The 26,447-nt window shown below is 70.0% G+C and carries 26 protein-coding genes; 22 read left to right on the top strand and 4 right to left on the bottom strand.

What is annotated here, in order from left to right; all coding sequences use genetic code 11:
- Positions 1-40 precede the first annotated feature (40 nt).
- The 3 genes from ACEU5R_RS06690 to ACEU5R_RS06680 are packed head-to-tail and all read right to left on the bottom strand — an operon-like array spanning position 41 to position 4,491.
- Complete coding sequence (locus tag ACEU5R_RS06690; RefSeq protein ID WP_392409574.1) at positions 41-2,248, bottom strand: phosphocholine-specific phospholipase C; 2,208 nt, start codon at positions 2,246-2,248, stop codon at positions 41-43.
- A gap of 38 nt (positions 2,249-2,286) precedes the next feature.
- Complete coding sequence (locus ACEU5R_RS06685; protein WP_212319004.1) at positions 2,287-2,457, bottom strand: hypothetical protein; 171 nt, start codon at positions 2,455-2,457, stop codon at positions 2,287-2,289.
- Positions 2,458-2,478: 21 nt separating this feature from the next.
- Entirely contained in the window at positions 2,479-4,491 is a 2,013-nt protein-coding gene (locus tag ACEU5R_RS06680) for a LamG-like jellyroll fold domain-containing protein (protein WP_392409573.1), read from the bottom strand.
- A 238-nt stretch (positions 4,492-4,729) separates the two neighbouring features.
- Between ACEU5R_RS06680 and ACEU5R_RS06675 the strand changes: the two genes are divergently transcribed.
- The 9 genes from ACEU5R_RS06675 to ACEU5R_RS06635 all read left to right on the top strand — a co-directional run bounded on the left by ACEU5R_RS06675 (position 4,730) and on the right by ACEU5R_RS06635 (position 10,432).
- Entirely contained in the window at positions 4,730-5,167 is a 438-nt protein-coding gene (locus ACEU5R_RS06675; RefSeq protein WP_103273968.1) for a general secretion pathway protein GspC, read from the top strand.
- A gap of 65 nt (positions 5,168-5,232) precedes the next feature.
- Complete coding sequence (gene gspG / locus ACEU5R_RS06670) at positions 5,233-5,661, top strand: type II secretion system major pseudopilin GspG (RefSeq protein ID WP_103273967.1); 429 nt, start codon at positions 5,233-5,235, stop codon at positions 5,659-5,661.
- A complete protein-coding gene (locus ACEU5R_RS06665; protein WP_392409572.1) occupies positions 5,633-6,121 on the top strand; it encodes a GspH/FimT family pseudopilin in 489 nt (162 codons plus the stop codon). The genes gspG and ACEU5R_RS06665 overlap by 29 nt, the downstream gene beginning before the upstream one ends.
- Before the next feature lie 17 nt (positions 6,122-6,138).
- Positions 6,139-6,543, top strand: coding sequence for a type II secretion system minor pseudopilin GspI (gene gspI / locus ACEU5R_RS06660; protein WP_392409571.1), 405 nt, complete (start codon positions 6,139-6,141; stop codon positions 6,541-6,543).
- A complete protein-coding gene (locus ACEU5R_RS06655) occupies positions 6,540-7,154 on the top strand; it encodes a type II secretion system protein J (protein ID WP_392409570.1) in 615 nt (204 codons plus the stop codon). The genes gspI and ACEU5R_RS06655 overlap by 4 nt, the downstream gene beginning before the upstream one ends.
- A complete protein-coding gene (gene gspK / locus ACEU5R_RS06650; protein ID WP_392409569.1) occupies positions 7,151-8,101 on the top strand; it encodes a type II secretion system minor pseudopilin GspK in 951 nt (316 codons plus the stop codon). Before ACEU5R_RS06655 ends, gspK begins: the two co-directional genes overlap by 4 nt.
- The gene (gene gspL, locus ACEU5R_RS06645) at positions 8,098-9,090 is read left to right on the top strand and encodes a type II secretion system protein GspL (protein WP_392409568.1); all 993 of its coding nucleotides are present in this window, start codon (positions 8,098-8,100) and stop codon (positions 9,088-9,090) included. The genes gspK and gspL overlap by 4 nt, the downstream gene beginning before the upstream one ends.
- A complete protein-coding gene (gspM, locus tag ACEU5R_RS06640; protein WP_392409567.1) occupies positions 9,087-9,674 on the top strand; it encodes a type II secretion system protein GspM in 588 nt (195 codons plus the stop codon). Before gspL ends, gspM begins: the two co-directional genes overlap by 4 nt.
- Positions 9,674-10,432 (top strand): type II secretion system protein N, encoded by a 759-nt coding sequence (locus tag ACEU5R_RS06635; protein ID WP_392409566.1) that lies wholly within the window; start codon positions 9,674-9,676, stop codon positions 10,430-10,432. Before gspM ends, ACEU5R_RS06635 begins: the two co-directional genes overlap by 1 nt.
- A gap of 66 nt (positions 10,433-10,498) precedes the next feature.
- Here the strand turns inward: ACEU5R_RS06635 and ACEU5R_RS06630 are convergent, their stop codons facing one another.
- Positions 10,499-11,437 carry a LysR family transcriptional regulator gene (locus tag ACEU5R_RS06630; protein ID WP_392409581.1) on the bottom strand — a complete coding sequence of 313 codons (939 nt, stop codon included), beginning with the start codon at positions 11,435-11,437 and terminating at the stop codon, positions 10,499-10,501.
- Positions 11,438-11,575: 138 nt separating this feature from the next.
- Here ACEU5R_RS06630 and gcl point away from each other — a divergent pair, with 138 nt between their 5' ends.
- The 13 genes from gcl (at position 11,576) to ACEU5R_RS06565 (ending at position 26,446) form a co-directional block, all read left to right on the top strand.
- Positions 11,576-13,366: a glyoxylate carboligase gene (gcl, locus tag ACEU5R_RS06625; RefSeq protein ID WP_392409564.1), complete on the top strand. Its 1,791-nt coding sequence runs from the start codon at positions 11,576-11,578 to the stop codon at positions 13,364-13,366.
- A gap of 74 nt (positions 13,367-13,440) precedes the next feature.
- Positions 13,441-14,220 carry a hydroxypyruvate isomerase gene (gene hyi / locus ACEU5R_RS06620; protein ID WP_103273956.1) on the top strand — a complete coding sequence of 260 codons (780 nt, stop codon included), beginning with the start codon at positions 13,441-13,443 and terminating at the stop codon, positions 14,218-14,220.
- Positions 14,221-14,279: 59 nt separating this feature from the next.
- Complete coding sequence (gene glxR / locus ACEU5R_RS06615; RefSeq protein WP_392409563.1) at positions 14,280-15,182, top strand: 2-hydroxy-3-oxopropionate reductase; 903 nt, start codon at positions 14,280-14,282, stop codon at positions 15,180-15,182.
- Between the two features lie 3 nt (positions 15,183-15,185).
- Positions 15,186-16,520, top strand: a complete 1,335-nt coding sequence (locus tag ACEU5R_RS06610) for a glycerate kinase (protein ID WP_392409562.1) — start codon at positions 15,186-15,188, stop codon at positions 16,518-16,520.
- 3 nt (positions 16,521-16,523) lie between these two features.
- Positions 16,524-17,951, top strand: coding sequence for a pyruvate kinase (gene pyk, locus ACEU5R_RS06605; protein WP_392409561.1), 1,428 nt, complete (start codon positions 16,524-16,526; stop codon positions 17,949-17,951).
- Positions 17,952-18,008: 57 nt separating this feature from the next.
- Positions 18,009-18,359, top strand: coding sequence for a hydroxyisourate hydrolase (uraH, locus tag ACEU5R_RS06600; protein WP_212322525.1), 351 nt, complete (start codon positions 18,009-18,011; stop codon positions 18,357-18,359).
- 221 nt (positions 18,360-18,580) lie between these two features.
- On the top strand, positions 18,581-19,852 hold the full coding sequence (locus tag ACEU5R_RS06595) for a urate hydroxylase PuuD (protein WP_392409560.1): 1,272 nt from the start codon (positions 18,581-18,583) through the stop codon (positions 19,850-19,852).
- 73 nt (positions 19,853-19,925) lie between these two features.
- The gene (gene puuE / locus ACEU5R_RS06590; protein WP_392409580.1) at positions 19,926-20,870 is read left to right on the top strand and encodes an allantoinase PuuE; all 945 of its coding nucleotides are present in this window, start codon (positions 19,926-19,928) and stop codon (positions 20,868-20,870) included.
- Between the two features lie 17 nt (positions 20,871-20,887).
- A complete protein-coding gene (gene uraD / locus ACEU5R_RS06585; protein WP_392409579.1) occupies positions 20,888-22,666 on the top strand; it encodes a 2-oxo-4-hydroxy-4-carboxy-5-ureidoimidazoline decarboxylase in 1,779 nt (592 codons plus the stop codon).
- Positions 22,667-22,683: 17 nt separating this feature from the next.
- On the top strand, positions 22,684-23,913 hold the full coding sequence (locus ACEU5R_RS06580) for a M20 family metallopeptidase (RefSeq protein WP_392409559.1): 1,230 nt from the start codon (positions 22,684-22,686) through the stop codon (positions 23,911-23,913).
- A 170-nt stretch (positions 23,914-24,083) separates the two neighbouring features.
- Positions 24,084-25,586, top strand: coding sequence for a nucleobase:cation symporter-2 family protein (locus tag ACEU5R_RS06575; protein WP_392409558.1), 1,503 nt, complete (start codon positions 24,084-24,086; stop codon positions 25,584-25,586).
- A gap of 186 nt (positions 25,587-25,772) precedes the next feature.
- Entirely contained in the window at positions 25,773-26,027 is a 255-nt protein-coding gene (locus tag ACEU5R_RS06570) for a plasmid stabilization protein (protein ID WP_103273946.1), read from the top strand.
- Entirely contained in the window at positions 26,024-26,446 is a 423-nt protein-coding gene (locus ACEU5R_RS06565) for a type II toxin-antitoxin system VapC family toxin (RefSeq protein ID WP_103273945.1), read from the top strand. The genes ACEU5R_RS06570 and ACEU5R_RS06565 overlap by 4 nt, the downstream gene beginning before the upstream one ends.
- Position 26,447 lies beyond the last annotated feature (1 nt).

The raw sequence follows: 26,447 nt of genomic DNA, 5'->3' as shown, positions 1-26,447 counted from the left end.
CCCCCCCCCCCCCCCCCCCCCCCCCCCCCCCCCCCGGGACTCAGGAGCCCATCGCGGGATCGGACGAGCCGTGCCTGCCGGTTTCCACCCGGCCGGCGAAGCGGCGCAGATAGGCCGGATCTTCGTTCAGCGTGACGCTGAAGTCGTACCAGGCGTTGCTGTTGGCCAGCGGCCAGGCCTGTTCCACCTGCCCGCCCGCCGGCACGGTCAGCGTCCAGCGCTCGTGGTTCACGTAGTAGGCGTTGGGCGTGACCACGAAGGTGCACGGCGCGACGCCATTGTTCATGAACTTGGCGTAGACATCGCCGTTGGCGATGTCGTAGCAGACGCGGATTTCGGCATCCAGCTGCGCCGTGCGCGCCAGGGCCAGGTCGCCGGCGAAATGCCGCAGGAAACCGTTGTGGCCCATCACCCACAGATCGTACTTGCCGCCGTCGGCGGCGGCATCCCAGCGGCCCTCGAGCTGCTTGCCGGGTTCCACCGTATAGCGGCGCGGGATGCGGTCCAGATGCAGCTTGTCATAGACATGGAACACCGAGGCCGGCACCGACATCTTGGGAAAGTCCGCCGTGTTGGCGAACACCAGGCCCACGGCGGAAGCACCCGCTTGCGCGCGGCAGCTGACGTGCTGCTCGTAGGGCAAGGCGCGCGAGTAGCGCACGCCGGTGCGCTGCTGCGGCTTGGCCTGCACGCTGGGATCGGGCACCGTGACCTGCGGCAGGGCCTGCTGGTCCGTGCGCAACTGATCGGCGCCGGCGCGCGTCAGCAGCTTCAGGTCCGGCAGCGTTTCATTGTTGGGCGTGACGAAGTTGAAGGCCGAGGTCAGGTCGCCCAGCACCGCGCGGCGCCACGGGCTGATGTTCTCTTCCTTGATCTTGAAGCGCGCCTCCAGGAAGCGCAGCACCGAGGTGTGGTCGAAGGACTGCGAGTTGACCCAGCCGCCGCGGCTCCAGGGCGAGACCACATACATCGGCACGCGTGGGCCCGGGCCATAGACGCGGTGATCGGCCGGGTCCTGCTGCGAGGGCCGGGTGTGACGATCCAGATCGGTATTGACCGTCGACGCGCCGGCCAGCGCGCCGCTGACGGCGCCGGCGGGCAGCGTGCCGTCGGCGGTATCGAGCGAGGGCGCGGCGGGCGGCGGCACATGGTCGAAATAGCCGTCGTTCTCGTCGAAGTTGATCAACAGCACCGTCTTGCTCCAGACGTCCGGATTCGCGGTCAGCGCGTCCAGCGTCTCCTGGATGTACCAGGCGCCCTGCACCGGGCTCGACGGGCCGGGGTGCTCGGAGTAGTTGGCCGGCGCCACGATCCAGGACACCTGCGGCAGCGTGCCGTTGAGCGCATCGTCGCGCAGCGCCTTCAGGAAGCCGCCGTCCGGCATGGTGTTGGCCACGCCCTTGTACAGCGGATTGGCCGCGTCCACCGACGGCGACCACGGGGCGTTGGGATTGTTGCCCGCCAGTTCGTTGGCGCGGCGGAACTGCTTGAAGCCGGCCAGCGGGTTGTCGGTGAAGTTGTCCGGCAGGTTCTGGTAGACCTTCCAGGTCACGCCGTTTTCCTGCAGGCGCTCGGGATAGGTCTTCCAGCTCCAGCCGGTGCTGGACGCGCCCATGCTGTCCCACTGGTTGCGGGTCGACGGGCCGTTGCTCATCGCCAGCGGGTCATTGGTGCCGGTCCAGTGGAACAGGCGGTTGGTATTGGTGCCGCCATGCGTGGAACAGTGATAGGCATCGCACAGCGTGAAGGCTTCGGCCAGCGCGTACTGGAACTCCACCTCCTGCTGCTCGTAGTAGCCCATCGACTGGTTCTGCTTGTAGCGCGGCCATTGGTACATGCGGCCGCCGTCCCAGGCCTGCTGCGCGTCCATGTAGTCGTGCGGCGTGCCGGATACGCGCTGGGCATTGCCCTGCTTGCTGTCCAGGTGGTACGGCATGACCACGCGGGTGCCATTGTGCTGTTCCCAGACGCTGCGGTTCTGCGGCAGCGGGATGGTGATGCGGTCGCCGAAGCCGCGCACGCCCTTGTAGGTGCCGAAGTACATGTCGAATGAGCGGTTCTCCTGCATCAGGATGACCACGTGCTCGACGTCGTTGATGGTGCCGGTGCGGTTGTTCGCCGGAATCGCCAGCGCGCGCCGGATGGCCGGCGGGAACATCGACATGGCGGTCAGGCCCGCGGTCGAGGCGGCGGCGTTGCGCAGGAAGCGGCGCTTGCCGGCATGGACCAGGTCTTTATCGGACTTCACGGATTTCTTTCCTTTCGCGGTATTGGGCTGGGCGCGGCTCAGGGCGCGCAACGCAGTTCGGGCTTGGCCGGCGGCTGCGGCGTCACGGGCGGGTTGCCCGGATCGGCCTTGTCGTCGTCCTTGTCGCTGCCGCAGGCGGCCAGCGACACGCTCAGCGTCAGCGCCGCGCCCAGGCGCAGGGCGTAGCGCAGGATCAGAGGGAGGTTCATGCTTTCTTTATCCTTGGAACATCAGGGGAACAGTTCGAACATCGACTTGCCGGACAGCGCCAGCGACTTGACCTCATCCTCGGTCAGCGCGCGCGACCAGAAGGCCAGGTCGTCGAAATACATGGTGTAGGGGCCCTTGGTGCCGGCGCAGCACACGCCGTACTTGCCGGTGCCGTCCTCGTTCAGCCCCAGGAAGGGACCGTAGCTGCCGGCGATCTGCGCGAAGTTGACCGCGCCCGTGGCGACCGAGCGCTTGGAAAAGCCCAGCTCGCTGTCATACACATAGGCGGTCATGGTCTTGGCCGGCTTATCGATCACCATGGCGATATAGACGGGCTTGTTCGGCGTGAACTTCATGCCGGGACTCTGGACGTCCACGCGTGAGCCGCCGCCGGCCAGGTTGAAGCGCAGCTCCGGACCGGACCACTGGGCGATGGTGATGCCGGGGTTGCCGCCGGAGTTGTAGTCCTTGTTGCCCAGGATCGAGCGGTCGTTGGCGGTGCCATCGGACTGGTACCAGAAACCGATGGTGAAGACCTGCGTGGAGGTCAGCAGCCCGGCCGGGTATTGCCACTTGAACGCGCCCACGGGATCGCCGCTGCGCTCGTTCTGGAAGGTCTTGCCGAACACGCCCGGGCTCTTGAAGACCGGCGCCTGCACGCCGTCGAACGGCACGATGGAGCCGCCGCCAACCGCCTTGTCGGCGAGATCGCCCTCGAACGGGAAGTACATGGTCAGGCCGGTGCGCAGCGAGGCCAGCAGCTGCGGCGGCTTGACGTACACCACCGTGGCGCGCAGCGCGCTGGTCACGCCGCCCAGGGTGATGCCGTAATTGAGCACATGCGTGCCTTCCTCGGTGAAGGTGAAGCCGCTGTCCTCGTACTGCGTCGCCGTCGCGGGCAGCGTCGCGATCTTGGCGCCGTCGCGGGTGATCGTGATTTCGCCAGAGGCATCGCCCAGGCGCACCCAGCTCAGCGCCACGCGCTTGTTGTCCATGGACGTGCGCACCGATGTGCGACGCACCGAAGCGGCGCCCGACAGGGTCGAACCCGCCAGGTCGTTCTTGTCGGCGGCGGGCAAGGCGCCCAGGTAGCCCAGCACCGTGGGCGCGACATCCGCCGCGCTCGGCAGGTCGTACCAGCCCGAGTCCCAGCGACCGTCATAGGAGGCATCGTCGGCGCGGCCGCCCAGCATGGCGATGTTCATCGCCAGCGGCACGGTCTTGTTCTGCGACACCGGCGTGCTGTCGACGGCGCCCGGCCGGCCCGAGCCGCCCAGGCCATAGGCGCTGGTGGCGACCAGCAGCCAGTTTTCCTTCGGGTTCTGCGCGCGGCGCTCGGCGATCTGCTTGAGCAGCGCCGCCACGGCCGCGTCGGTCTTGCGCAACTCGGCGTCGTAGCCTGCGCCGAAGCCGGACTCGGCCGCCACGCGCGCCGGCCCGCCGAACTGAGCCACGACCACGTCATAGCCTTCATTGATGCGGTCGCGCGCCTGCGAGACGACACAGTCGTCGGCGCCGGCGCAGTCGCTCAGGCTCAGCAGGTTGCCGGCCTTGCCGTCGGCGGCGAACAGGCCCGCCACGTCCGTCGAATTGAACGCCGCCGCGCTGCGCAGCGCCGGCTTGGCCTGCTTCAGGCGCGCGAACAGCGTCGCGCTCTTGATGACCTGGCCCGCCGTGTCGGCGCGCACGCCATGCTGGTCGGCCCATTGGCCAGTCAGCAGCGTGGCCCAACCCGGCGCCGGCAGCGTGGGCTGCTGCGTCGGCGCGCCGTTCACGCCGCCGGTCCAGGCGCGCGACAGCGTCAGCTGGGCCAGGCCCGGCAGCGACTTGTCGGCCACGCCGCGATGCCAGGCGTCATAGGTCGCGCCATCGACGCCGACGAACAGCACCTTGGTGGCCGCGACCGGATCGGGCTTGGTCGGCGGCGGCGCGACGGGCGCGGCCTCGTCATCGCCATTGTCTCCGCCGCAGGCGGCAAGCGATCCCAGCATCGCTAACGCGACGCTCCATCGCTTCCAGTTCTTCAATTGCATGGTTCTTTCCCTTGTGACAGCACACTGATGTGATGGCCGACATGGTGCGGCCCCAAGGTGAAAGGTCAGTTAAGGGTAAGGAAGATTCGCTGATCGACGGATCAGGATTTTTTGCTTCAAGCCTCGAAGATCCCAAGCGCGCCGCTGTCGTTCACGGCCAGGACGCGGGCCTGTCATCAAGACCCGCTATAGTCGCGCGCATCGCCACACGCTCGCGCCTTGCCGCGCCGCACCCGCCATGCTGTCCTTGCGCCCCGCCCTGCCCTCCGCTCCTTCCCTGCTGCGCGTGCTCGCCATGCTGGCCGCCGCCGGCGGCATCGGCCTGTGGGGCGCGACGCTGTTCGCGCCGCGTCCCGCCGCCATGCCGCCCGCGCTGGCCCCCGCCGCGCCACGCGCGCCTGACAATGGCCCGGTGGCGCTGTGGTTCGGCAAGGACGAGGCGCTGCGCACGCAGATCAGCGTGCTGGGCGTGATCGCCGGCAATGACGGCGCGGCCGTGCTCAGCGTGGACGGCGGCCCGCCGTCGGCCTGGCGGCTGGGCGACGAGATCGCGCCCGGCATCGCGCTGCGCGGCATCGAGGCCGGCGCCGTGATCGTCGAGCAAGGCGGGCGCAGCAGCCGCCTGCCCGCGCCCCTCATGCCGCCGGCGCCCGCCGCGATCACGCCGGCGCGCTGACCACATATTGCTGTCATATTTCATGTCCACAATTCCCGTCTTCGAATTCAGACCGGAGTTGTAAAGTGCGTCAGTCAGCGCGCGGGCTAGCCCGCCAGCGGGGGTTCACCCTGATCGAGATCATGGTGGTCATCGTCATCATGGGCATCCTGGCGGCCCTGATCGTGCCCCGCGTGCTGGACCGGCCCGACCAGGCCCGGCAGGTCGCCGCGCGCCAGGACATCGCCGGCATCATGCAGGCGCTCAAGCTCTACCGGCTCGACAACGGCCGCTATCCGACCACGACCCAGGGCCTGCGCGCGCTGGTCGAGAAACCCGAGGGCGCGGCCAACTGGCGCGGCTATCTGGACAAGCTGCCCAACGATCCCTGGGGCCATCCCTATCAATACCTGAGCCCCGGCGTGAAGGGCGACATCGACGTGTTCTCGTTCGGCGCCGACAACAAGCCGGGCGGAGAAGGCGGCGATGCCGACATCGGCTCCTGGGAACTCTGAGCGCGGCTTCACGCTCGTCGAGGTGCTGGTCGCGCTGGTGATCGTCGCCATCGCCGCCAGCCTGGTCAGCCTGTCCGTGGGCCGGGGCGACAACCGGCTGCGCGCCGATGCCCAGCGCCTGGCCGACGCCTTCGCGGTGGCCCAGGGCGAGGCCCGCAGCGACGGCCGCCCCATCCGCTGGCTGGCCGACGCTCAGGGCTGGTCCTTCGAGCGGCCCGGCCGCGCCGACGAGCCGGCCGCGTCCACGCATGCCGCCGCGCCCGCCGACAGACTGGAACGCGATCCGATCCTGCGCCCGGCGCGCTGGAGCGCCGGGTCCGTGGATCTCCGGCTCGATCCGTCCCGGCCGCTGGTCTTCAACACCGAGTGGGTCGCCGATCCGCTCGTCCTGCATCTGCGCGCGGGCGAAGCCAGCGTGACGCTGCTGCGCGACGCCGCCGGCCGCTATGAAGTCCGCTGACGATGCCGCACGCTGACATGCGCCGCGCGCGTCAGACGGGCCGCACGCGCCTGCGCCGCCAGCGCGGCCTGACCCTGATCGAGGTGCTGGTGGCGCTGGCCATCATCGCGGTCGCGCTGGCCGCCGCGCTGCGCGCCACCGGCCTGATGGCGGCCAACAACCGCGCCCTGCAGGACAAGGCGCTGGCCCTGATCGCCGCGCAGAACGCGCTGGTGCTGCTGCGGCTGGAACAGACCCTGCCCGCGGCCGGCTCGCGCACCCAACCCTGTCCGCAAGGCGGACTGCGGCTGGAGTGCGAGCTGGTCTTCACCAATTCCATGAACCGCAGCTTCCGCCAGGTCTCCGTGCGCGTGCGCGACGCGGATGCGCCGCGCGGCGGCGCGCTGGCGCAGCTGGACGGGCTGCTGTCGAGCCTGCGATGAGAGCGCCCCCCGCCCGCCGCGCCCAGCGCGGCTTCACGCTGATCGAAGTGCTGGTCGCGCTGGCGCTGATGGCGCTGGTCAGCCTGATCTCATGGCGTGGCCTGGCCAGCGTCTCCAGCGCGCGCGACTGGATCGAATCGCAGGCCGAGGATACCGACGCCATCGTGCGCAGCCTGGGCCAGCTGGGCCGCGACGTGGAGCTGTCCTACGACGGCCCGGTGTTCGATCCGGTTGGCGGCGACGCGGTCGCGCTGTCAGCCGGCGTGCGCCTGCTGCGCCCGCCCAGCGGCGGCGTCGTGCTGGAGATCCTGCGCCCGCATCCGGACAGCCCCGGCCTGTGGCAGCGCGTGCACTGGCGCGTGCGTCCCGACGGCCTGTGGCGCGCCAGCGGCGCCGCGTCCGCGCGCGGCCCGCTGCCGCCGGTCGGCGACGGCGCGCTGCTGCTGCCCGGCGCCAGCAGCATGACGCTGCGCGTCTGGATTCCCGGCACCGGCTGGGCCGAGGCCGCCCGCGCCGCGTCGGCCACCGCCGCGACCGGCCTCGAAGTCACCGTGCAGCGCGGCGACGCGCAGGCCCCGCAACGCTATTCGCGCGTGATGGAGCTGCCATGATCCGCCCCATCCCCGCCCCGCCCCGGCGCGATCAGCGCGGCGCCGCCGTGATCAGCGCGCTCATCATCGTCGCCATCGTGGCGGCGCTGACCACCAGTCTGTTCCAGCGCCAGACCGCCAGCGTGCGCCGGCTGGAGAACGAGCAGTCGCGCCTGCAGGCCCGCATGCTGCTGGCCGGCGGCATCGACTGGGCGCGGCTGGTGGTGCGCGACCACGGCAAGCGCGAGGCGGTCACGCGCAAGGACCAGATCTGGGCCACCCCCATCCTGGACACGCGCATCGAGCGTCCCGGCGACGAGCGCGTGGCCGTGTTCTCCGGCGGGCTGGAGGACGAACAGGGCAAGTACAACCTGTACAACCTGGCGCGCGCCGGCGTGCCGCAGCCGGCCGAGGAACAGGTGCTGCTGCGACTGCTGGGCCTGCTGCGCCTGCCGGACACGCTGGCGCCGCGCATCATCGACGTCGTGGCCATGGGCCAGCCGCTGGCGCAGCCCGCCGAAGCCCCCGCCGCCGCCGCGCAGCCGCCCGCCCGCGCGCCGCTGCCGCGCGGCGTGCAGGAACTGGGCGCCGCGCTCGGCCTGGACCCCGCCGTGCGCGACGAACTGCAACGCACCATGACGCTGCTGCCCGCGAACACGCAGGTCAACGTCAACACCGCCCCGCCCGAAGTCATCGCCGCGCTGGCGCCCGGCCTGTCGATCAGCCAGGCCCGCGCCATCGCCGGCGAGCGCGACCGGGGCAACGCCTTCAACAACAGCGGCGACTTCGCCAACCGCCTGGCGGGCGCCGGCTTCAAGGGCACGCCACCCGCCGTCGTCACCGCCAGCGGCTGGTTCATGGCGCGCGGCGTGGTGGTCTACGAACGCGCCCGCCTCACAGCGCAGGCGCTGCTGCGCGCCACGCCCGGCGCCGCGCCCGCGACCGTCTGGATGAGAGAAGACAATTGAAGAACACCCTACGCATCGCCCTTCCCCCCTTGGCGACGCTGGACGCGGACACACCGCTGCCCTATGCCTGGTTCGACCGGCGCGGCCGTTACGCGCGGCAGGGCGAGCTGGCGCTGCGCGCGCTCGGCCAGGCCTATGCGCAGCCGGCCTGCGAGGCGGTGCTGCATCCCGAGGACGTGATCGCGTCCTCGCTGCAGATCCCCGCCCTGCCCAAGGCGCGCCAGGCCGCCGCCGTGCGCAGCGTGCTGGAACCCATGATCCTGGGCGACATGGACGACCTGGCCATCGGCCACGGCCCGCGCGCGGCCGATGGCAGCGTGGCGCTGGCCTGGACGCCGCGCGAACCGCTGCGGCGCGCCTGGGCGCTGCTGGGCGAACATGGGCTGCGCGTGCGCGCGCTGATCGCGCCGCAGACGCTGGAACCCGTGACCGACGCGCCGCTGCGCGAACCCGGCGATCCGCGCTGGCAGGCGGCCGCGCCATCCTGGTCGCTGGCCACGCCGCAATGGGCGCCGACCCGCGTCTCGCGCTGGCGTCCGGTGTGGCGCTGGACCGTGATCGCCTGCGCGATCTGGCTGGGCGGCCTGAACCTGTATGCCGCGCAGTTGCGCGGCGAAGCCCGCTCATTGCAGACACAGATGCGCGAACAAGTGCAGAAGGCCTACCCCAGGCTGCCCGTGGTGCTGGATGCCGCGCGCCAGGCGCGCCAGGAGCTGGACGCGCTGCTCGCCAGACAGGGTTCGTCGTCGGCCGGCGACTTCCTGCCGCTGGCGCGCGCCACGGCCCAGGCCATGCCGTTCGCCGCCGACCGCGTCGCGCGCCTGTCCTACGCCGACCACGCCCTCACGCTGACCCTGGCCGATGCCGGCGAGCAGGCGCAGCGCGTGGCCGAAACGCCCGCGCTGGTGCAACAAGCCGCCGCGCTGGGCCTGAAACTCGAACGCGGCGACAAGGACGCCACCTGGCGCATCACGCCCGCCCAACCATGAACCTGATCGACAAACTCCACGCGTCCTGGCGCGCCAGCCAGCAACGCTACGCCCCCGCCGTCCACCGCGCCCGCCAAGGCTGGCAGGCGCTGGCGCCGCGCGAACGCCGGCTGGTCCAGTGCGCCGGCGCCGTGCTGGGCGCCGCGCTGGTCTGGACGCTGCTGATCGAGCCGCCGTTGAAGACGCTGAATCAATACCGCGACGACCTGCCGAAGCTGCGCGCCCAGGCCGCGCAGGTGGCCGACCTGACCGCCCAGGCCGACCTGCTGCGCCGCCGCGCCCCCGCCGCCTCCAGCGCCATGCCCGCCGCCGAGGAGCTGGCCGCCAGCCTGGCCCGCGCGGGCCTGTCGGCCGAGCAATGGAAGCTGGAGCCGGCCGAAGGCAAATCCCCCGCGCTGGTCCTGATCGTGCGTCAGGCGCCGTCGTCGGTGCTGATGAACTGGCTCGACGGCGCCAGCCGCGACTGGGGCCTGACGGTGGCTGGCGCGGAACTGGAGCGCGCCGCCAATCCCCATGGCCGTCCGCTGCCGGGCCTGGTCAACGGCCGCGTCACGCTCGCGCCCGCCGCCGGACAGGCGTCCTGATGGCCTTGCCCCGCCCGTCCCGGCGCGGCCTCCTCCTGGCCCTGGCCTGTTCCGTCGCCGCGCTGCTGGCGGCGCTGTCCGCTCTGCCCGCCCGCTGGCTGCTGCTGGCCGCGCCGCAAGGCGGCATCGTCAGCGTGGCCGACGCCAGCGGCACCGTCTGGAACGGCAGCGCCTGGATCGCGCTGGGCCCGCCCGGCGCGCGCCGCGTGCTGCCGCAGGCCCTGCAATGGCAATGGCATTGGCGCACGCTGGAAATGGAACTGCGCCATCCCTGGCTGCAAGGCCCGCTGCGGCTGAGCCCCGGCTGGACCGGCGCCACGCTGTCGGCGCAATCACTGCGCGCGCCGGCCGCCGCGCTGTCGGCGCTGGGCTCGCCCTGGAACACGCTGGCGCCGCAAGGCACGCTGGAACTCAAGTGGCAGACGCTGCCGCTGGGCGGCCGCCTGCCCGCTGGGCCATTGGCCGAACTGCGCTGGCGCGACGCCGCCACCGCGCTGGCGCCGGTCAATCCGGTGGGCAGCTACGTGTTGCGCCTGCAGGGCGATGGCAAGTCCGGCGGCGCGCTGGCCTTGAGCACGGAAAGCGGCTTGCTGGACGTCAGCGGCCAGGGCAGCCTGAGCCCGCGCGGCGCGAAGTTCCAGGGGCGCGCGACCTATGCCCCCAAGGCGGACGTGGCCGAACGCGCGGCGCTGGACGGCCTGCTGTCCGCGCTGGGACGACGGTCGGAGGATGTGGTGACGTTCGGGACGGGCGGCTGAGCAGCGCGGCCGGATAGCCGGTCTCGGCCCGGCATCATGAAGTACAACATGAGCGCGACATCGAACCTACCGAGATTGCTCATGGCTCATGGCGCCGCGCATGTCCGCGCGCCACCACTCGTCCCTGAACCTGCCCTTCAGCCACGCGACCAGCTCCTGCACCTTGGCCGGCACCATGCGCGGCGACGGATACACCGCGTGGATCTCCTGCCCCGGCAGACGCCAGTCCTCCAGCAGCGGCAAGATGGCGCCCAGGCGCAGGTCTTCGTCGGCCACATAGCGCGGCAGCACGGCGATGCCGAAGCCGTCGCGGGCGGCATCCAGCAACACGGACAGGTTGTTCGAGCGCAGCCGTTCCTTCACCGGAATGGCCAGGGTCTGCGCGCCGCTGCCGGCGAAATGCCAGATGGCGTCGCCCTGCGCGGTGCTGTAGACCAGCGCCGCGTGATCGGCCAGCGCTTCGGGCCGGACGGGCGCGCCGCGCCGTTCCAGGTAGGCGGCCGACGCGACCACGACCCAGGGACTGTTGCCCAGGTAGGTCGCGCCCAGCGAGGAATCGGCCAGCCGGCCCATGCGCACCGCCACGTCCACGCCCTGCTCGACCAGGTTGACGTAGCGGTCGTCGAAGCTCAGGTCCACCGTCAGCAGCGCATGGTCGCGCATGAAGTCCAGCACCATCGGCGCCAGCACGCGGCGACCGAAGGCGACCGAGGTGCTGATGCGCAGCGTCCCCTGCACCTGCGACTGCGTCAGCGCGGCCACGGAGCGGGCTTCCTCGTCGTGGTGCACGATGAGCTTGCATTTCTCGTAGTAGCGGATGCCGACATCGGTGGGCGACACGCCATGCGTGGACCGATGCAGCAGGCGCGCTCCGAGTTCCTGCTCCATGCGGGCGACCTGCTTGGTCGCCGCGGGCTGGCCGATGCCCAGCTCGAGCGCGGCGCGGCTGAAGGAGCCCAGGTCCACCACCCTGGTGAACAGGCGTAGCGCTTTGATCCGATCCATGTCGCGATTAGAGTCCGAGTCGCCTTCGATCCGGTATTCCACCATGGAATATGCGTCATTCGCCATACCCGTCTTCCGTCGCCGGGCCCGACTTGGGACCATCTGTCCCACCCCTAGTCGGCACCGCAGGAGATGCGCATGGCCAAGATGAGGGCGGCAATGGCCGCCGTGCTGGTTCTCGAGAAGGAAAACGTCACGCAGGCGTTCGGCGTGCCGGGCGCCGCCATCAACCCGTTCTACGCGGCCTTGCGCGAGCGGCAGAGCATCGCCCACGTGCTGGCGCGCCACGTCGAGGGCGCCTCGCACATGGCCGAGGGCTATACCCGCGCCCAGGCCGGCAATATCGGCGTGTGCATCGGCACCTCGGGGCCGGCCGGCACCGACATGATCACGGGGCTGTACTCGGCCAGCGCCGACAGCATCCCCATCCTGTGCATCACCGGCCAGGCGCCGCGCGCCCGCCTGTACAAGGAGGACTTCCAGGCGGTGGACATCGAGTCCATCGCCAAGCCGGTGACCAAGTGGACGGTCACCGTGCGCGAGCCGGCGCTGGTGCCGCGCGTACTGCAGCAGGCCTTTCACCTGATGCGCTCGGGCCGCCCCGGCCCGGTGCTGGTGGACCTGCCCTTCGACGTGCAGATGGCCGAGATCGATTTCGATATCGACACCTACGAACCCTTGCCGGTGTACCAGCCCCGCGCCACGCGCAAGCAGGTCGAGAAGGCGCTGGACATGCTGGCCGCGTCCGACCGCCCCCTGATCGTGGCCGGCGGCGGCGTCATCAACGCCGACGCGTCCGCGCTGCTGGTGGAGCTGGCCGAGCTGACCGGCGTGCCGGTCATCCCCACGCTGATGGGCTGGGGCGCGATACCCGACGACCATCCGCTGATGGCCGGCATGTGCGGCCTGCAGACCAGCCACCGCTACGGCAACGCCACGCTGCTGGCCAGCGATTTCGTGCTGGGCCTGGGCAACCGCTGGGCCAACCGCCACACCGGCTCCGTCGAGACCTATGTGCGCGGCAGGAAGTTCGTGCACGTGGACATCGAACCCACGCAGATCGGGCGCGTCTTCAACCCGGACCTGGGCATCGTGTCGGACGCCGGGGCGGCGCTGGCGCTGTTCATCGAAGTGGCGCGCGAGCGCAAGGCCGCCGGCCGGCTGCGCGACTACACGGACTGGGCGGCGCGCTGCGCCGAGCGCAAGCGGCTGATGCTGCGCCGGACGGATTTCGACAACGTGCCGATCAAGCCGCAGCGCGTCTACGAGGAAATGAACGCGGCGTTCGGCCGCGACACGATCTATGTGTCCACCATCGGCCTGTCGCAGATCGCCGGCGCGCAGTTCCTGCACGTCTACGGCCCGCGCCGCTGGATCAACTGCGGCCAGGCCGGTCCGCTGGGCTGGACCGTGCCGGCCGCGCTGGGCGTGGTCGCGGCCGATCCGTCGCGGATGGTGGTGGGCCTGTCCGGCGACTATGACTTCCAGTTCATGATCGAAGAGCTGGCGGTGGGCGCGCAGTTCAACCTGCCCTACGTGCAGGTGCTGGTGAACAACAGCTACCTGGGCCTGATCCGCCAGGCGCAGCGCGGCTTCGACATGGACTACTGCGTGCAGCTGGCCTTCGAGAACCAGAACGTATCGGACCCCGCGCTGCAGGGCTACGGCGTGGACCACGTGCAGGTGATCCAGGGCCTGGGCTGCAAGGCGATCCGCGTCACCGACCCGGGCAAGCTGCGGGCCTCGCTGCTGGAGGCGCAGGCGCTGGCGCGCAAGCACCGCGTGCCGGTGGTGGTGGAAGTGATCCTGGAACGAGTCACCAATATCGCCATGGGCACCGAGATCGACAACATCGTCGAGTTCGAGGACATCGATTGCCGCCATCCGGAAGGCGCCAAGGGCCTGGCCGAGGCCGGCCTGCTGGCCTAGCGCCGTCCGGTCGCGGCCGGCCCCCAAGGACGGCCGCATTCCGTTTCCCGCCATCTTGCTTCAGTGAGAGTTCCATGCCCCGCTATGCCGCGAACCTGACCATGCTGTACACCGAAGTCCCCTTCCTGGACCGCTACGCCCTCGCCGCCGAGGACGGCTTCGAGGCCGTCGAGTTCCTGTTTCCCTACGCCTGGCCCGCCTCGGAGATCCGCCGCCGCCTCGACGACTACGGTCTTGAGCTGGTCCTGCACAACCTGCCGGCCGGCGACTGGGACGCCGGCGAGCGCGGCATCGCCTGCCACCCGGACCGGGTCGAGGAATTCCGCGCCGGCGTCGACCGCGCCATCGAGTACGCCCAGGCGCTGGGCGTGAAGCAGCTGAACTGCCTGGCCGGCAAGGCGCCCGCCGGCGTCGAGGATGCGCGCCTGCGCGCCACCTTCATCGACAACCTGCGCCATGCCGCCAGCGCCCTGAAGCAGGCGGGCCTGAACCTGCTGATCGAGCCGATCAACACGCTGGACATTCCCGGCTTCTACCTGAACCGCACGGCCCAGGCCGCCGCCATCCTGGCCGAGACCGGCGCGGACAACGCCTTCCTGCAGTACGACATCTATCACGCGCAGCGCATGGAGGGCGAGCTGGCGGCCACGCTGCGCCAGTACTTCCCGCTGATCCGCCACGTGCAGCTGGCCGACAACCCGGGCCGCAACGAACCCGGCACCGGCGAGATCAACTATCCCTATCTGCTCGCCCTGCTGGACCGGCTCGGCTACGCCGGCTGGGTCGGCTGCGAATACAAGCCCGCCACCACCACGGCCGCCGGCCTGGGCTGGCGGCAAGCGCTGGCGCGGTGACGCCCGTCCGGCTCCACCTTCACAACAACACGCGTTTTCCCTTCCGCAGGAGACAAGCAATGACTGCATCGCCGCTCAAGATCGGTTTCGTCGGCCTGGGCATCATGGGCGCGCCCATGGCCGGGCACCTGGCCCGCGCCGGCCACCCGCTCTACGTGCACACGCTGGGCAAGTTGCCCGGCGAGATCGCCGAGACCACCGCCGTGCCCTGCCTGAACGGGCGCGACGTGGCCGAGCGCTCGGACATCGTCTTCATCATGGTGCCGGACACGCCCGACGTGGAGTCCGCGCTGTTCGCGCAGCACGGCATCGCCGCCGGCCTGACCGAGGGCAAGACCGTGGTCGACATGAGCTCGATCTCGCCGATCGCCACCAAGCGCTTTGCCGAGAAGATCCGCGCGCTGGGCTGCGACTACCTGGACGCGCCGGTCTCCGGCGGCGAGGTCGGCGCCCGCAACGCCACGCTGTCCATCATGGCCGGCGGCGACGAGGCGGTCTTCGCGCGCGTGAAACCGCTGTTCGAGCTGATGGGCAAGAACATCACCTTGGTGGGCGGCAACGGCGACGGCCAGACCGCCAAGGTGGCCAACCAGATCATCGTGGCCCTGAACATCCAGGCGGTGGCCGAGGCGCTGCTGTTCGCGGCGCGCGCCGGCGCCGACCCGGCGCGCGTGCGCCAGGCGCTGATGGGCGGTTTCGCGTCCAGCAAGATCCTGGAAGTGCACGGCGAGCGCATGATCAAGCGCAGCTTCGACCCGGGCTTTCGCATCGAGCTGCACCAGAAGGACCTGAACCTGGCGCTGTCCAGCGCCCGCGCGCTGGGCGTGTCGCTGCCCAACACCGCCACGGCCCAGGAAATGTTCAACGCCTGCGCCGCGCACGGCGGCAAGACCTGGGATCATTCGGCGCTGGTGCGCGCGCTGGAGCAGCTGGCCAATTTCGAAATCGGCCAGCAGGCCTGAGCCATGCACAGTCCCGACGCCCTGCTGCGCCGCATGTTCGACGCCATGGTCGCCTCCGCCCAGCCGGAGCGTTGCGTGGCCGCGCAACTGCCCGCGCCGGACACGCTGCGCGGCGGCCGCGTCATCGTCATCGGCGCCGGCAAGGCCTCGGCGGCGATGGCCCAGGCGGTCGAATCCCGCTGGAACGGGCCCCTAACGGGCCTGGTGGTCACGCGCCACGGCTATGCGGCGCCCTGCGCGCGCATCGAGATCGTCGAGGCCGCCCATCCGGTGCCCGACGAGGCCGGGCTGCGCGCCGCCCGCCGCATGCTGGACCTGGTGAGCGGCTTGCGCCCGGAAGACACCGTGCTGTGCCTGATCTCGGGCGGCGGCTCGGCCCTGCTGCCGCTGCCGCTGGACGGCCTGACGCTGCGGGACAAGCAGGCCGTCAACCGGGCGCTGCTGGCCAGCGGCGCGACCATCAGCGAAATGAACTGCGTGCGGCGCCACCTGTCCGCGATCAAGGGCGGCCGGCTGGCGGCGGCCTGCCATCCGGCGCGGGTCATCACCCTGTTGATGTCCGATGTGCCGGGCGACCGGCCGCTGGACATCGCGTCCGGCCCCACCTGCGCCGACCCCACCACCTGCGCCGACGCGCTGGACATCGCGCAGCGCTACGGCATCGCCCTGCCCGAGGCCGCGCTGGACGCGCTGCGCTCGGGCCGCGCCGAGTCCGTCAAACCCGGCGATCCGCGCCTGGCGCGCGCCGAGATCCGCATGGCGGCCACGCCGCAGATGGCGCTGGAGGCGGCCGCCGCCGTGGCGCGCCAGGCCGGCTACGACGCCCACATCCTCGGCGACGCGCTGGAGGGCGAGGCGCGCGACGTCGGCAAGGTGCTGGCCGGCATCGCGCTGCAGGCCGCCGAGCGCGAACAGCCATTCCGCCCGCCCTGCGTGCTGCTGTCGGGCGGCGAAACCACCGTGACCGTGCGCGGCCAGGGCAGCGGCGGGCGCAATGTCGAATGCCTGCTGTCGCTGACGCTGGCGCTGCGCGGCCATCCGCGCATCCACGCCCTGATGGCCGACACGGACGGCGTGGACGGCGCCGAGGACATCGCCGGCGCCCGCATCGGCCCGCAGACGCTGGCGCGCGCCTGGGCGCTGGGCATCAAGCCCGCGCAGGCCCTGGCCGACAACGACGGCCACGGTTTCTTCAAGGCGCTGGGCGCCTCGATCGTGACCGGCGCCACGCGCACCAACGTCAACGATTTCCGCGCCATCCTCATCGACGCCAAGCCCGGCGACCCCTGGCCCGACGTCGCGCAAGCCCCCGCCCCCGCTTTCACACAGAGAACCTGAGCCATGTCCCTACGCCGCAACCGCCGCGCCAAGATCGTCGCCACGCTGGGTCCGGCCAGCAGCGACCGCGATACCCTCCGCAGCCTGTTCCATGCCGGCGTGGACGTGTTCCGGCTGAACTTCAGCCACGGCAGCGCCGAGGATCACGCGGTCCGCATGGCCATCCTGCGCGAGATCGAGGCCGAGACCGGCCGCCCCATCGGCGTGATGGCCGACCTGCAAGGCCCCAAGCTGCGCGTGGGCGCCTTCGCGCAGGGGCCGGTGCAATTGCAGCCCGGCCAGCGCTTCCGCCTGGACCTGGACCCGCGCCCCGGCAACGCCGAGCACGTCTGCCTGCCCCACCCCGAGATCTTCGCCGCGCTGGCGCCCGGCGCCGAGCTGCTGCTGGACGACGGCCGCCTGCGCCTGCGCGTCGACGCCTGCGACGCGGCCAGCGCGGATACCCGGGTGCTGGTGGGCGGACGGCTGTCCGACCGCAAGGGCGTCAACGTGCCGGGCGTGGTGCTGCCGATCTCCGCGCTCACGCCCAAGGACCTGCGCGACCTGGACACGGCGCTGGCGCTGGGCGCCGACTGGATCGCGCTGTCCTTCGTGCAGCGGCCCGAGGACATCATCGAGGCCCGCGAGCGGATCGGCGACCGCGCCCGCATCATCGCCAAGCTGGAGAAGCCCTCGGCGGTCGAGCGGCTGGACGAGATCATCGCCCAGGCCGACGCGCTGATGGTGGCGCGCGGCGACCTGGGCGTGGAACTGCCGGCCGAACAGGTGCCCGCGATCCAGAAGCGCGCCGTGCGCGGCTGCCGCCGCGCCGGCAAGCCGGTGATCGTGGCCACGCAGATGCTGGAATCCATGATCGAAAGCCCGGTGCCCACGCGCGCCGAGGCCTCCGACGTGGCCACCGCCATCTACGACGGCGCGGACGCCGTCATGCTGTCGGCCGAATCCGCCACCGGCAAGCACCCGCAGGCCGCGGTCGCGATGATGAGCCGCATCATCGAGGGCACCGAGGCCGATCCGCAGTACCGCCAGCTGATCGACGCCTCGCATTCCCCCGCCGTGCCGGGCCAGTCGGACACGGCCCAGGCCGTGTGCTGCGCGATGCGCCACGCCGCCGCGCTGCTCAAGGCGGCCGCGATCGTCTGCTTCACCAGCTCCGGCGCCACCAGCCTGCGGGCGGCGCGCGAACGGCCCGAGGCGCCGGTGCTCAGCCTCACGCCCAGCCTGGCGGCCGCGCGGCGGCTGACGCTGGTGTGGGGCGTGCATTCCGTGCATGTGGACGACGTGGCCGACATCGCGCAGTCCACCCGCCTGGCCTGCGCCGTGGCGACGCAGGAGCGCTTCTGCCGCGCCGGACAGACGCTGGCGATCATCGCCGGCATGCCTTTCGGCAAGGCCGGCACCACCAACCTGCTGCGCATCGCCACCGTTTGAAAAATCAAATATAAACATGGCTCGCGCCGCGATCCCGCGGCCAGCCAAGGAGACAAGATGGGCTTGACCACGCACGTACTCGACACCATGCACGGGTGTCCCGCGCAGGGCATGGAGGTGGCGCTCTACGCCACCCAGGGCGACGACGCCACCCTGATCCGCCGTTTCGCGCTCAACCACGACGGCCGCAGCGACCAGCCGCTATACACCGCGCAGGACCTGAAGATAGGCACCTACCGGCTGGTCTTCGACGTGGCCGGCTATTTCAGGCAGCGGGGCGTGGCCCTGCCCGAACCCAACTTCCTGAACCGGGTCAGCCTGGACTTCGGCGTGGCGCACACGGACCAGCACTATCACGTGCCGCTGCTGGTCAGCCCCTGGAGCTACTCCACCTATCGCGGCTCATGACGCCGGGTGGCAGGCGCCCCGGATCAGGGTATTCCTGATGCCGTCGGGACGCCTGCGGGGGTAGTTTTGCCGCCACTCTTTGCATACAATTTTCGTATCTTGATCGCAGCGGTGCGGGGTCCTGCGGACCTTGTGCGCGATCTGTTTTCTGCTTACAGCGCCCGCGGTGGTAAGCAGTGCGGCAGAGCCCATGGCCGGCTCTGCCCACTGCGGGAGCGTAAATGGAAGGCTATTACCTGGATTGGGTCAATCTGCTGCTGCGCTGGGCCCACATCATCGCCGCGATCGCCTGGATCGGCGCCTCGTTCTACTTCGTCATGCTGGACAACAGCCTGGAAAAGCCCCGCGACCAGGAGTCGCTGGACAAGGGGGTCGGCGGCGAGCAATGGGCGGTGCATGGCGGCGGTTTCTACAACATGCAGAAATACGCTGTGCAGCCCACGCGGCTGCCCGAGCATCTGCACTGGTCGTTCTGGGAAAGCTACAGCACCTGGCTGACCGGCTTCGCGCTGTTCACCGTGTCCTACCTGTGGAACGCCAGCACCTACCTGATAGACCGATCGAAGATGGACTGGCAGCCCGGCACCGCCGTGGCCGTCGCGCTGGCCTTCTTCGTGGTCTTCTGGCTGGTCTACGACGGCATCTGCCGGCTGTTCGGCCGTGGCAGGCACGGCGACGTCGTCGTCGGCGCGCTGGTGGCGGTGTTCATCGCGGCGGCCTCGTGGCTGGCCTGTCACTGGTTCGCCGGCCGCGCCGCCTTCCTGCTGGTGGGCGCCATGATGGCCACCACCATGAGCGCCAACGTGTTCTTCTGGATCATTCCCGGCCAGCGCAAGAACGTCGCCGCGATGAAGGCCGGCCTGCCGGTGGACCCCGTGCACGGCCAGCGCGGCAAGCAGCGCAGCGTGCACAACACCTATTTCACGCTGCCGGTGGTGTTCGCCATGATGAGCAACCACTACAGCGTCACCTACACCCATCCGCAGAACTGGCTGGTGCTGCTGCTGATCATGCTGGGCGGCGCGGCCGTGCGCCAGTTCTTCGTGGTGCGCCACCGCTTCAAGCTGGGCAACGCCCGCAATCCGCTGGGCTATGCGCTGCTGGGCGTCGCCGTGCTGGGCCTGACGCTGATGTGGATGCGTCCCGAGCCGCGCCCCGAGATCCGCGCCGACCGTTCCGCACCGGCCCCTTCGGCCGCCGCGACGCTGGCCGCCTCGGTGGTGCCGCCGGCGGCCGCCGCCCCGGCCCCCGGCGCGGATTTCGGGCGGGTGCAGAAGGTGGTGGAACAGCGCTGCCTGCTGTGCCACGGCGCGCAGGTGCAGATGAAGAACGTGCGCCTGGACTCGCCCCAGGAAATCGCCAGCCACGCGCAGGCCATCTACCAACAGGTGGTGGTATCGCGCGTGATGCCGATGAGCAATTCCACCGGCATGACCGACGACGAACGCGCGCTGATCGACGCCTGGTTCAAGGCGGGCGCGCCCACGCGCTAGGCCCGCCGGCGGGAGCGGCCTGTTGCCGCTCCCGTTCCGCCCCTTCCCCTTCCATCCTTCCTCCCTCGCCTTCATGCCCATCTACGACGCCACGCTGCCCTACCCCCGCGACCTGGCCGGCTACGGCCGCAATCCGCCGCACGCGCGCTGGCCGGGCGGCGCGCGCATCGCCGTGCAGTTCGTGCTGAACTACGAGGAAGGCGGCGAGAACTCGGTGCTGCACGGCGACCCCGGCTCCGAGCAGTTCCTGTCCGAGATGTTCAATCCGGCCAGCTACCCGGACCGCCACCTTTCCATGGAGAGCATCTACGAATATGGCTCGCGCGCCGGCGTCTGGCGCATCCTGCGCGAGTTCGAGAAGCGGCGGCTGCCGCTGACGGTGTTCGGCGTGGGCATGGCCTTGCAGCGCCATCCCGAGCTGGCCACGGCCTGCGTCGAACTGGGCCACGAGATCGCCTGCCACGGCTGGCGCTGGGTGCATTACCAGGACGTGGACGAGGCCACCGAGCGCGAACACATGTTCCTGGGCATGCAGGCCATCGAACAGTTGACCGGCGCGCGCCCGCTGGGCTGGTATACCGGCCGCGACAGCCCCCGCACACGCCGCCTGGTGGCCGACTATGGCGGCTTCGAATACGACAGCGACTACTACGGCGACGACCTGCCGTTCTGGATGCAGGTGCGCAGAAGCGACGGCGAGGTCGTGCCGCAGCTGATCGTGCCCTACACGCTGGACTGCAACGACATGCGCTTCGCGCTGCCGCAGGGCTATTCCCACGCCGAGCCCTTCTTCCAGTACCTGAAGGACAGCTTCGACGCGCTCTACGCCGAAGGCGACGAGACCCCCAAGATGCTCAGCATCGGCATGCATTGCCGCCTGCTGGGCCGGCCGGGCCGCATCGTGGCGCTGCAGCGCTTCCTGGACTACATCGCGGCGCGCGATCGCGTCTGGATCTGCCGCCGGCTGGACATCGCCCGACACTGGCGCGCCATCCATCCCTTCCCCTCCACCCGTTGATGTCGACTCCGACCCACATGGCCTACACCCTGGAACAGCTCAATGCCGCCACGACCGACGAGGCCGTGGCCATGCTCGACGGCCTGTACGAGCATTCGCCCTGGATCGCCCGGCAGGCCCTGGCCTCACGGCCGTTCCGCTCGCTGCCGCAGCTGCAGGACGCGCTGCGGCGCGTGCTGGACGAGGCCGACGCCGAGGCCGGCCTGGCGCTGATCCGCGCCCACCCGGAGCTAGCCGGCCGCGCCATGCAGGACAACAGCCTGACGGCCGAATCCACCCACGAGCAGGACAAGGCCGGCCTGACCCATTGCTCGCCCGAGGAACTGGCGCGGCTGCGGCAGCTCAACGCCGACTATCTGGCCCGCTTCGGCTTTCCCTTCATCCTGGCCGTGCGCGGTCCGCGCGGCATCGGCCTGACGCGCGGCCAGATCATCGCCACCTTCGAACGCCGGCTGGACAATCCGCCCGATGTCGAATTCCGCGAGGCGCTGCGCAACATCCACCGCATCGTCGAGATCCGCCTGGCCGACAAGTTCGGCCTGGATCTGACACTGGGCAACGACATCTGGGACTGGCATGAGCGGCTCAGCGTCCACAGCGATCCAGGCTACGCCGAACAGGGCCAGCTCACCGTCACCTACCTGACGGACGCGCACCGCGCCTGCGCCCAGCGCATCAGCCACTGGATGCGCGACTGCGGCTTCGACGAAGTCGAGATCGACGCCGTGGGCAACGTGGTCGGCCGCTACCGCGCCGAGCGGGCCGACGCCGCCACGCTGATGACCGGCAGCCATTACGACACGGTGCGCAACGGCGGCAAGTACGACGGCCGGCTGGGCATCTTCGTGCCCATGGCCTGCGTGCGGGAACTGCACCGCCAGGGCCGGCGCCTGCCCTATCACCTGGAAGTGATCGGCTTCGCCGAGGAGGAAGGCCAGCGCTACGCCGCCACCTTCCTGGGCTCGGGCGCGCTGGTCGGCGACTTCAAGCCGGAATGGCTGGACCAGCGCGACGCCCAGGGCACCACGATGCGCGAAGCCATGCAGCACGCCGGCCTGTGCATCGACGACATCCCCACGCTGCGCCGCGATCCCGCGCGCTACCTGGGTTTCGTCGAAGTGCACATCGAACAAGGCCCGGTGCTGTTCGAGATGGGCCTGCCGCTGGGCGTGGTCACCTCGATCAACGGCAGCGTGCGCTACCGGGGCCGCATCGTCGGCATGGCCAGCCATGCCGGCACCACCCCCATGGACCGCCGGCGCGACGCGGCCGCCGCCACGGCCGAGCTGGCCCTGTATCTGGAACGGCGCGCGGCGCGCGACGGCGATTCGGTCGGCACCATGGGCATGCTGGACGTGCCCAACGGCTCGATCAACGTGGTGCCCGGCGAATGCCGCTTCAGCCTGGACCTGCGCGCGCCCGGCAACGCCCAGCGCGACGCGCTGGCGACCGACGTGCTGGCCGAGCTGGCCGCCATCTGCCAGCGCCGGGGCCTGCGCTGCGAACTGGAAGAGACCCTGCGCGCCGCCGCCGCGCCCAGCGCGCCGGCCTGGCAGGCGCGCTGGGAACGCGCGGTCGAGGCGCTGGGCCTGCCCGTGCATCGCATGCCCAGCGGCGCCGGCCACGACGCCATGAAGCTGCACGAAGCCATGCCACAAGCCATGCTGTTCGTGCGCGGCCAGAATTTCGGCATCAGCCACAATCCGCTCGAATCCACCACCGCCAACGACATGCAGCTGGCGGCGCAGGCCCTGCGCCACCTGCTCGATGCGCTGGCGCATGAGATGACACGTTGAACCCGGAGACACACAAGATGACAGACTATTCGAAACTCGACGCCTGGGTGGACGCCCACTTCGACGAGGAAGTGCGCTTCCTGCAGGAACTGGTGCGCGTGCCCACCGATACCCCGCCGGGCAACAATGCCCCGCATGCCGAACGCACCGCCGAGCTGCTGCGGGCCTTCGGCATGCAGGCCGAGGCCCACCCCGTGCCCGAACAGGAAGTACGCGACTACGGCCTGCAATCGATCACCAACCTGATCGTGCGGCGCGAGTACGGCCCTGGCCGCCGCGTGGCCCTGAACGCCCACGGCGACGTGGTGCCGCCCGGCGAGGGCTGGCGCCACGACCCCTACGGCGCCCAGATCGAGGATGGCAATCTGTACGGCCGCGCCGCCGCCGTCAGCAAGAGCGACTTCGCCAGCTTCACCTTCGCCGTGCGCGCGCTGGAGGCCGTGGCCGCGCCCCGCCATGGCGCGGTCGAGCTGCATTTCACCTATGACGAGGAATTCGGCGGCCTGCTGGGACCGGGCTGGCTGCTGCGACAGGGCCTGACCAAGCCCGACCTGCTGATCGCGGCCGGCTTCAGCTACGCCGTGGTGTCGGCGCACAACGGCTGCCTGCAGATGGAAGTCACCGTGCACGGCGAAATGGCGCACGCGGCCGTGCCCGAGACCGGCGTGGACGCGCTGCAGGGCGCGGTCCGGGTCCTGAACGCGCTGTACGCGCAGAATGCGCGCTATCGCGAGGTCCGCTCGCAGGTGCCGGGCATCACCCACCCCTACCTGAATGTCGGCCGCATCGAAGGCGGCACCAACACCAACGTGGTGCCCGGCAAGGTCAGCTTCAAGCTGGACCGCCGCATGATCCCCGAGGAAAACGCCGCCGAGGTGGAAGCCGACATCCACCGCGTCATCGAAGACGCCGCCGCGACCTTTCCCGGCATCCGCGTCGAGATCAAGCGGCTGCTGCTGGCCAACGCCATGCGTCCGCTGCCCGGCAACAAGCCGCTGGTGGACGCCATCCAGCGGCACGGCCGGGAGATCTTCGGCGAGGACATCCCGGCGCTGGGCACCCCGCTCTACACCGACGTGCGGCTGTATGCGGAGGCCGGCATCCCCGGCGTGATCTATGGCGCCGGCCCGCGCACGGTGCTGGAGTCCCACGCCAAGCGCAACGACGAACGCGTCGCGCTGGAAGACCTGCGCCGCGCCACCAAGGTCATCGCCCGCGCGCTGGCCGACCTGCTGCAACCACAGTAGCCCCTGTCCCCAGGCCTTGATCCGCGCCCCGCAGCCCCCCGGCCGCGGGCGCGCGCGGCATCCCGCGATTCACCGTCGAATTCCCATTTCCGAATACACAAACCAAGCCAGCCAGAAGTCAGACTAGGCACATACGTAACGCAGCAGTTGTATCCACCAGGAGACCACGCATGCCGTCCACGCCGTCCGCTTACTCCCAGGGGTGTCCGCCAGACCGGCATCCCGTCGACCAACGCCTTCCCAATATCAAGCTGGCCGCCCTGGGCCTGCAGCACGTGCTCGTGATGTACGCGGGCGCCGTCGCGGTACCGCTCATCATCGGCCGGGCGCTGCAGCTCAGCGCCGAGGAAGTGGCCATGCTGATCTCCGCCGACCTGTTCTGTTGCGGGCTGATCACGCTGATCCAGACGCTGGGCGCCACGCGCTGGTTCGGCATCCAGCTGCCCGTCATGATGGGCGTCACCTTCGCCTCGGTCGCGCCCATGGCGGCCATGGCCACGGCCGAGCCGGGGCCGGCGGGCGCGCAGCTGCTGTTCGGCTCCATCATCGGCGCGGGCGTGGTGTCCATCCTGATCGCGCCCGCCGTCAGCCGCATGCTGCGCTTCTTTCCGCCGGTGGTCACCGGCACCATCATCGCCGTCATCGGCATCACGCTGATGCGGGTGGGCATCAACTGGATCTTCGGCAACCCCGTCGGCCCGACCGCGCCCGCCATCGTCGACCCGGCCTACGCCAAGTGGCTGGCCGACGTGACCGCGCCCGGCGGCCAGGCGCCGCCCCTGCCGCAGGGCTTCGCCATCCAGCCCTCGGTGCCCAACCCGAAATACGCCGACCCGGTCGGCCTGGGCATCGCGGCCGTGGTGCTGCTGTCCATCCTGCTCATCGTCAAGTACGCGCGCGGCTTCGTCGCCAATATCTCGGTGCTGCTGGGCATCGTGGTCGGCGCCATCGCCGCCTCGGCCGCCGGCATCATGACCTTCGAGAAAATGGACCAGGCCGCCTGGTTCGACATCGTGCTGCCCTTCCACTTCGGCATGCCCCGCTTCGACATCATGATGATCCTGACCATGTCGCTGATCATGGTGGTGGTGATGATCGAGTCCACCGGCATGTTCCTGGCGCTGGGCTCCATGACGTCGCGCGAAATCACCCAGAAGGACCTGGCCCGGGGCCTGCGCACCGACGGCCTGGGCACGCTGCTGGGCGGCATCTTCAACACCTTCCCGTACACCAGCTTCTCGCAGAACGTGGGGCTGGTGGCGGTGACCGGCGTCAAGAGCCGCTATGTCTGCGCCGCCGGCGGGCTGATCCTGCTGGTGCTGGGCCTGCTGCCCAAGATCGCCGCGCTGGTCGAGTCGCTGCCCACCGTGGTGCTGGGCGGCGCCGGCATCGTCATGTTCGGCATGGTCGCCGCCACCGGCATCCGCATCCTGTCGGGCGTGGACTTCAAGACCAACCGCAACAACGCCATGATCGTGGCGGTCTCCATCGGCATGGTGCCGCTGATCGCGCCCCACTTCAAGCAATGGATGCCGCATTCCGTGCATCCGCTGGTGGAGTCCGGCATCCTGCTGTCGTCGGTGACGGCGGTGCTGCTGAACCTGTTCCTGAACGGCGCGCAGCATGATGAACGCGCGGTGATCGCGGCGGCGAGCCAGGCGGAGAGTCATTGAAGGGGTGAGCCGCCAGGTGTGCCGTAGCTGACATACCGCCAACGGCACCCTCATGACGTTTCATCTCCATTTACGGCCCGTCGCGGATTTGGTCCGACAATCGGTGGAGCTGGACGCATGTGGATTGAGAGTTTGCTTGCATATTGATAAAATGCAAGCAAATCCATCAATTGGAGGATTTGAAACATGCCATCCGTGACCATCCGTAATGTACCGGACGAGGTGCATCGCGCCATCCGCGTGCGAGCCGCTCAACACGGGCACAGCATCGAAGCGGAAATGCGAGACATCCTGGAAAGCGCTGTAAAGCCGGCTGGCCGGGTCAAGTTGGGTTCCCTGCTGTCCGAGATCGGACGCAAGGTCAAACTGACCGAAGAAGAGCTCGCCCTTTTCGACAGCGGGCACGACCAGGCGCAAGCCCGAGCAGCGAGTTTTGAATGATCCTGCTCGATACGAACGTCATTTCGGAACCGCTGCGCCCCTCGCCCGAGATTCGTGTCATTGATTGGATAGACGCGCAGCCGCTGGAAACGTTGTACCTGTCAGCCATCACTGTCGCCGAACTGCGTGCGGGCATCGCGCTGATGCCCGCAGGCAAGCGCCGTACCGCGCTGCACGAGCACATCGAAAAACGCGTATTGCCGATGTTTGCCGGGCGCGTCCTGCCGTTCGATATGGCCTGCACGAATGCCTACGCCGAACTGATAACAAAGGTGCGCGAGGCAGGAAGCGGTATCCAGACCGCCGACGCCTGCATCGCGGCGGTGGCGCTTGCCAACGGATTTGCCGTTGCCACGCGCGACACCAGCCCCTTCCTGGCCGCCGGCCTGGACGTTATTGATCCTTGGAAGCACGCGTAGG

The organism is Achromobacter sp. 413638, from assembly GCF_043119405.1.
Taxonomy (GTDB): Bacteria; Pseudomonadota; Gammaproteobacteria; order Burkholderiales; family Burkholderiaceae_B; genus Achromobacter.
This window is presented reverse-complemented; position numbering and strand designations above follow the sequence as displayed.

Bases quoted from the DNA above. Each gene is read 5' to 3' on its own strand.
- ACEU5R_RS06595 (WP_392409560.1), top strand. From the start codon at position 18,581: ATGGAAGGCTATTACCTGGATTGGGTCAATCTGCTGCTGCGCTGGGCC.
- ACEU5R_RS06685 (WP_212319004.1), bottom strand. From the start codon at position 2,457: ATGAACCTCCCTCTGATCCTGCGCTACGCCCTGCGCCTGGGCGCGGCG.
- ACEU5R_RS06635 (WP_392409566.1), top strand. From the start codon at position 9,674: ATGGCCTTGCCCCGCCCGTCCCGGCGCGGCCTCCTCCTGGCCCTGGCC.
- ACEU5R_RS06610 (WP_392409562.1), top strand. From the start codon at position 15,186: ATGCACAGTCCCGACGCCCTGCTGCGCCGCATGTTCGACGCCATGGTC.
- gspM (WP_392409567.1), top strand. From the start codon at position 9,087: ATGAACCTGATCGACAAACTCCACGCGTCCTGGCGCGCCAGCCAGCAA.
- hyi (WP_103273956.1), top strand. From the start codon at position 13,441: ATGCCCCGCTATGCCGCGAACCTGACCATGCTGTACACCGAAGTCCCC.
- ACEU5R_RS06675 (WP_103273968.1), top strand. From the start codon at position 4,730: ATGCTGTCCTTGCGCCCCGCCCTGCCCTCCGCTCCTTCCCTGCTGCGC.
- ACEU5R_RS06580 (WP_392409559.1), top strand. From the start codon at position 22,684: ATGACAGACTATTCGAAACTCGACGCCTGGGTGGACGCCCACTTCGAC.
- ACEU5R_RS06655 (WP_392409570.1), top strand. From the start codon at position 6,540: ATGAGAGCGCCCCCCGCCCGCCGCGCCCAGCGCGGCTTCACGCTGATC.
- gspK (WP_392409569.1), top strand. From the start codon at position 7,151: ATGATCCGCCCCATCCCCGCCCCGCCCCGGCGCGATCAGCGCGGCGCC.
- uraD (WP_392409579.1), top strand. From the start codon at position 20,888: ATGGCCTACACCCTGGAACAGCTCAATGCCGCCACGACCGACGAGGCC.
- gspI (WP_392409571.1), top strand. From the start codon at position 6,139: ATGCGCCGCGCGCGTCAGACGGGCCGCACGCGCCTGCGCCGCCAGCGC.
- ACEU5R_RS06630 (WP_392409581.1), bottom strand. From the start codon at position 11,437: ATGGATCGGATCAAAGCGCTACGCCTGTTCACCAGGGTGGTGGACCTG.
- glxR (WP_392409563.1), top strand. From the start codon at position 14,280: ATGACTGCATCGCCGCTCAAGATCGGTTTCGTCGGCCTGGGCATCATG.
- ACEU5R_RS06665 (WP_392409572.1), top strand. From the start codon at position 5,633: ATGCCGACATCGGCTCCTGGGAACTCTGAGCGCGGCTTCACGCTCGTC.
- ACEU5R_RS06575 (WP_392409558.1), top strand. From the start codon at position 24,084: ATGCCGTCCACGCCGTCCGCTTACTCCCAGGGGTGTCCGCCAGACCGG.
- gcl (WP_392409564.1), top strand. From the start codon at position 11,576: ATGGCCAAGATGAGGGCGGCAATGGCCGCCGTGCTGGTTCTCGAGAAG.
- ACEU5R_RS06570 (WP_103273946.1), top strand. From the start codon at position 25,773: ATGCCATCCGTGACCATCCGTAATGTACCGGACGAGGTGCATCGCGCC.
- puuE (WP_392409580.1), top strand. From the start codon at position 19,926: ATGCCCATCTACGACGCCACGCTGCCCTACCCCCGCGACCTGGCCGGC.
- pyk (WP_392409561.1), top strand. From the start codon at position 16,524: ATGTCCCTACGCCGCAACCGCCGCGCCAAGATCGTCGCCACGCTGGGT.
- ACEU5R_RS06680 (WP_392409573.1), bottom strand. From the start codon at position 4,491: ATGCAATTGAAGAACTGGAAGCGATGGAGCGTCGCGTTAGCGATGCTG.
- uraH (WP_212322525.1), top strand. From the start codon at position 18,009: ATGGGCTTGACCACGCACGTACTCGACACCATGCACGGGTGTCCCGCG.
- ACEU5R_RS06565 (WP_103273945.1), top strand. From the start codon at position 26,024: ATGATCCTGCTCGATACGAACGTCATTTCGGAACCGCTGCGCCCCTCG.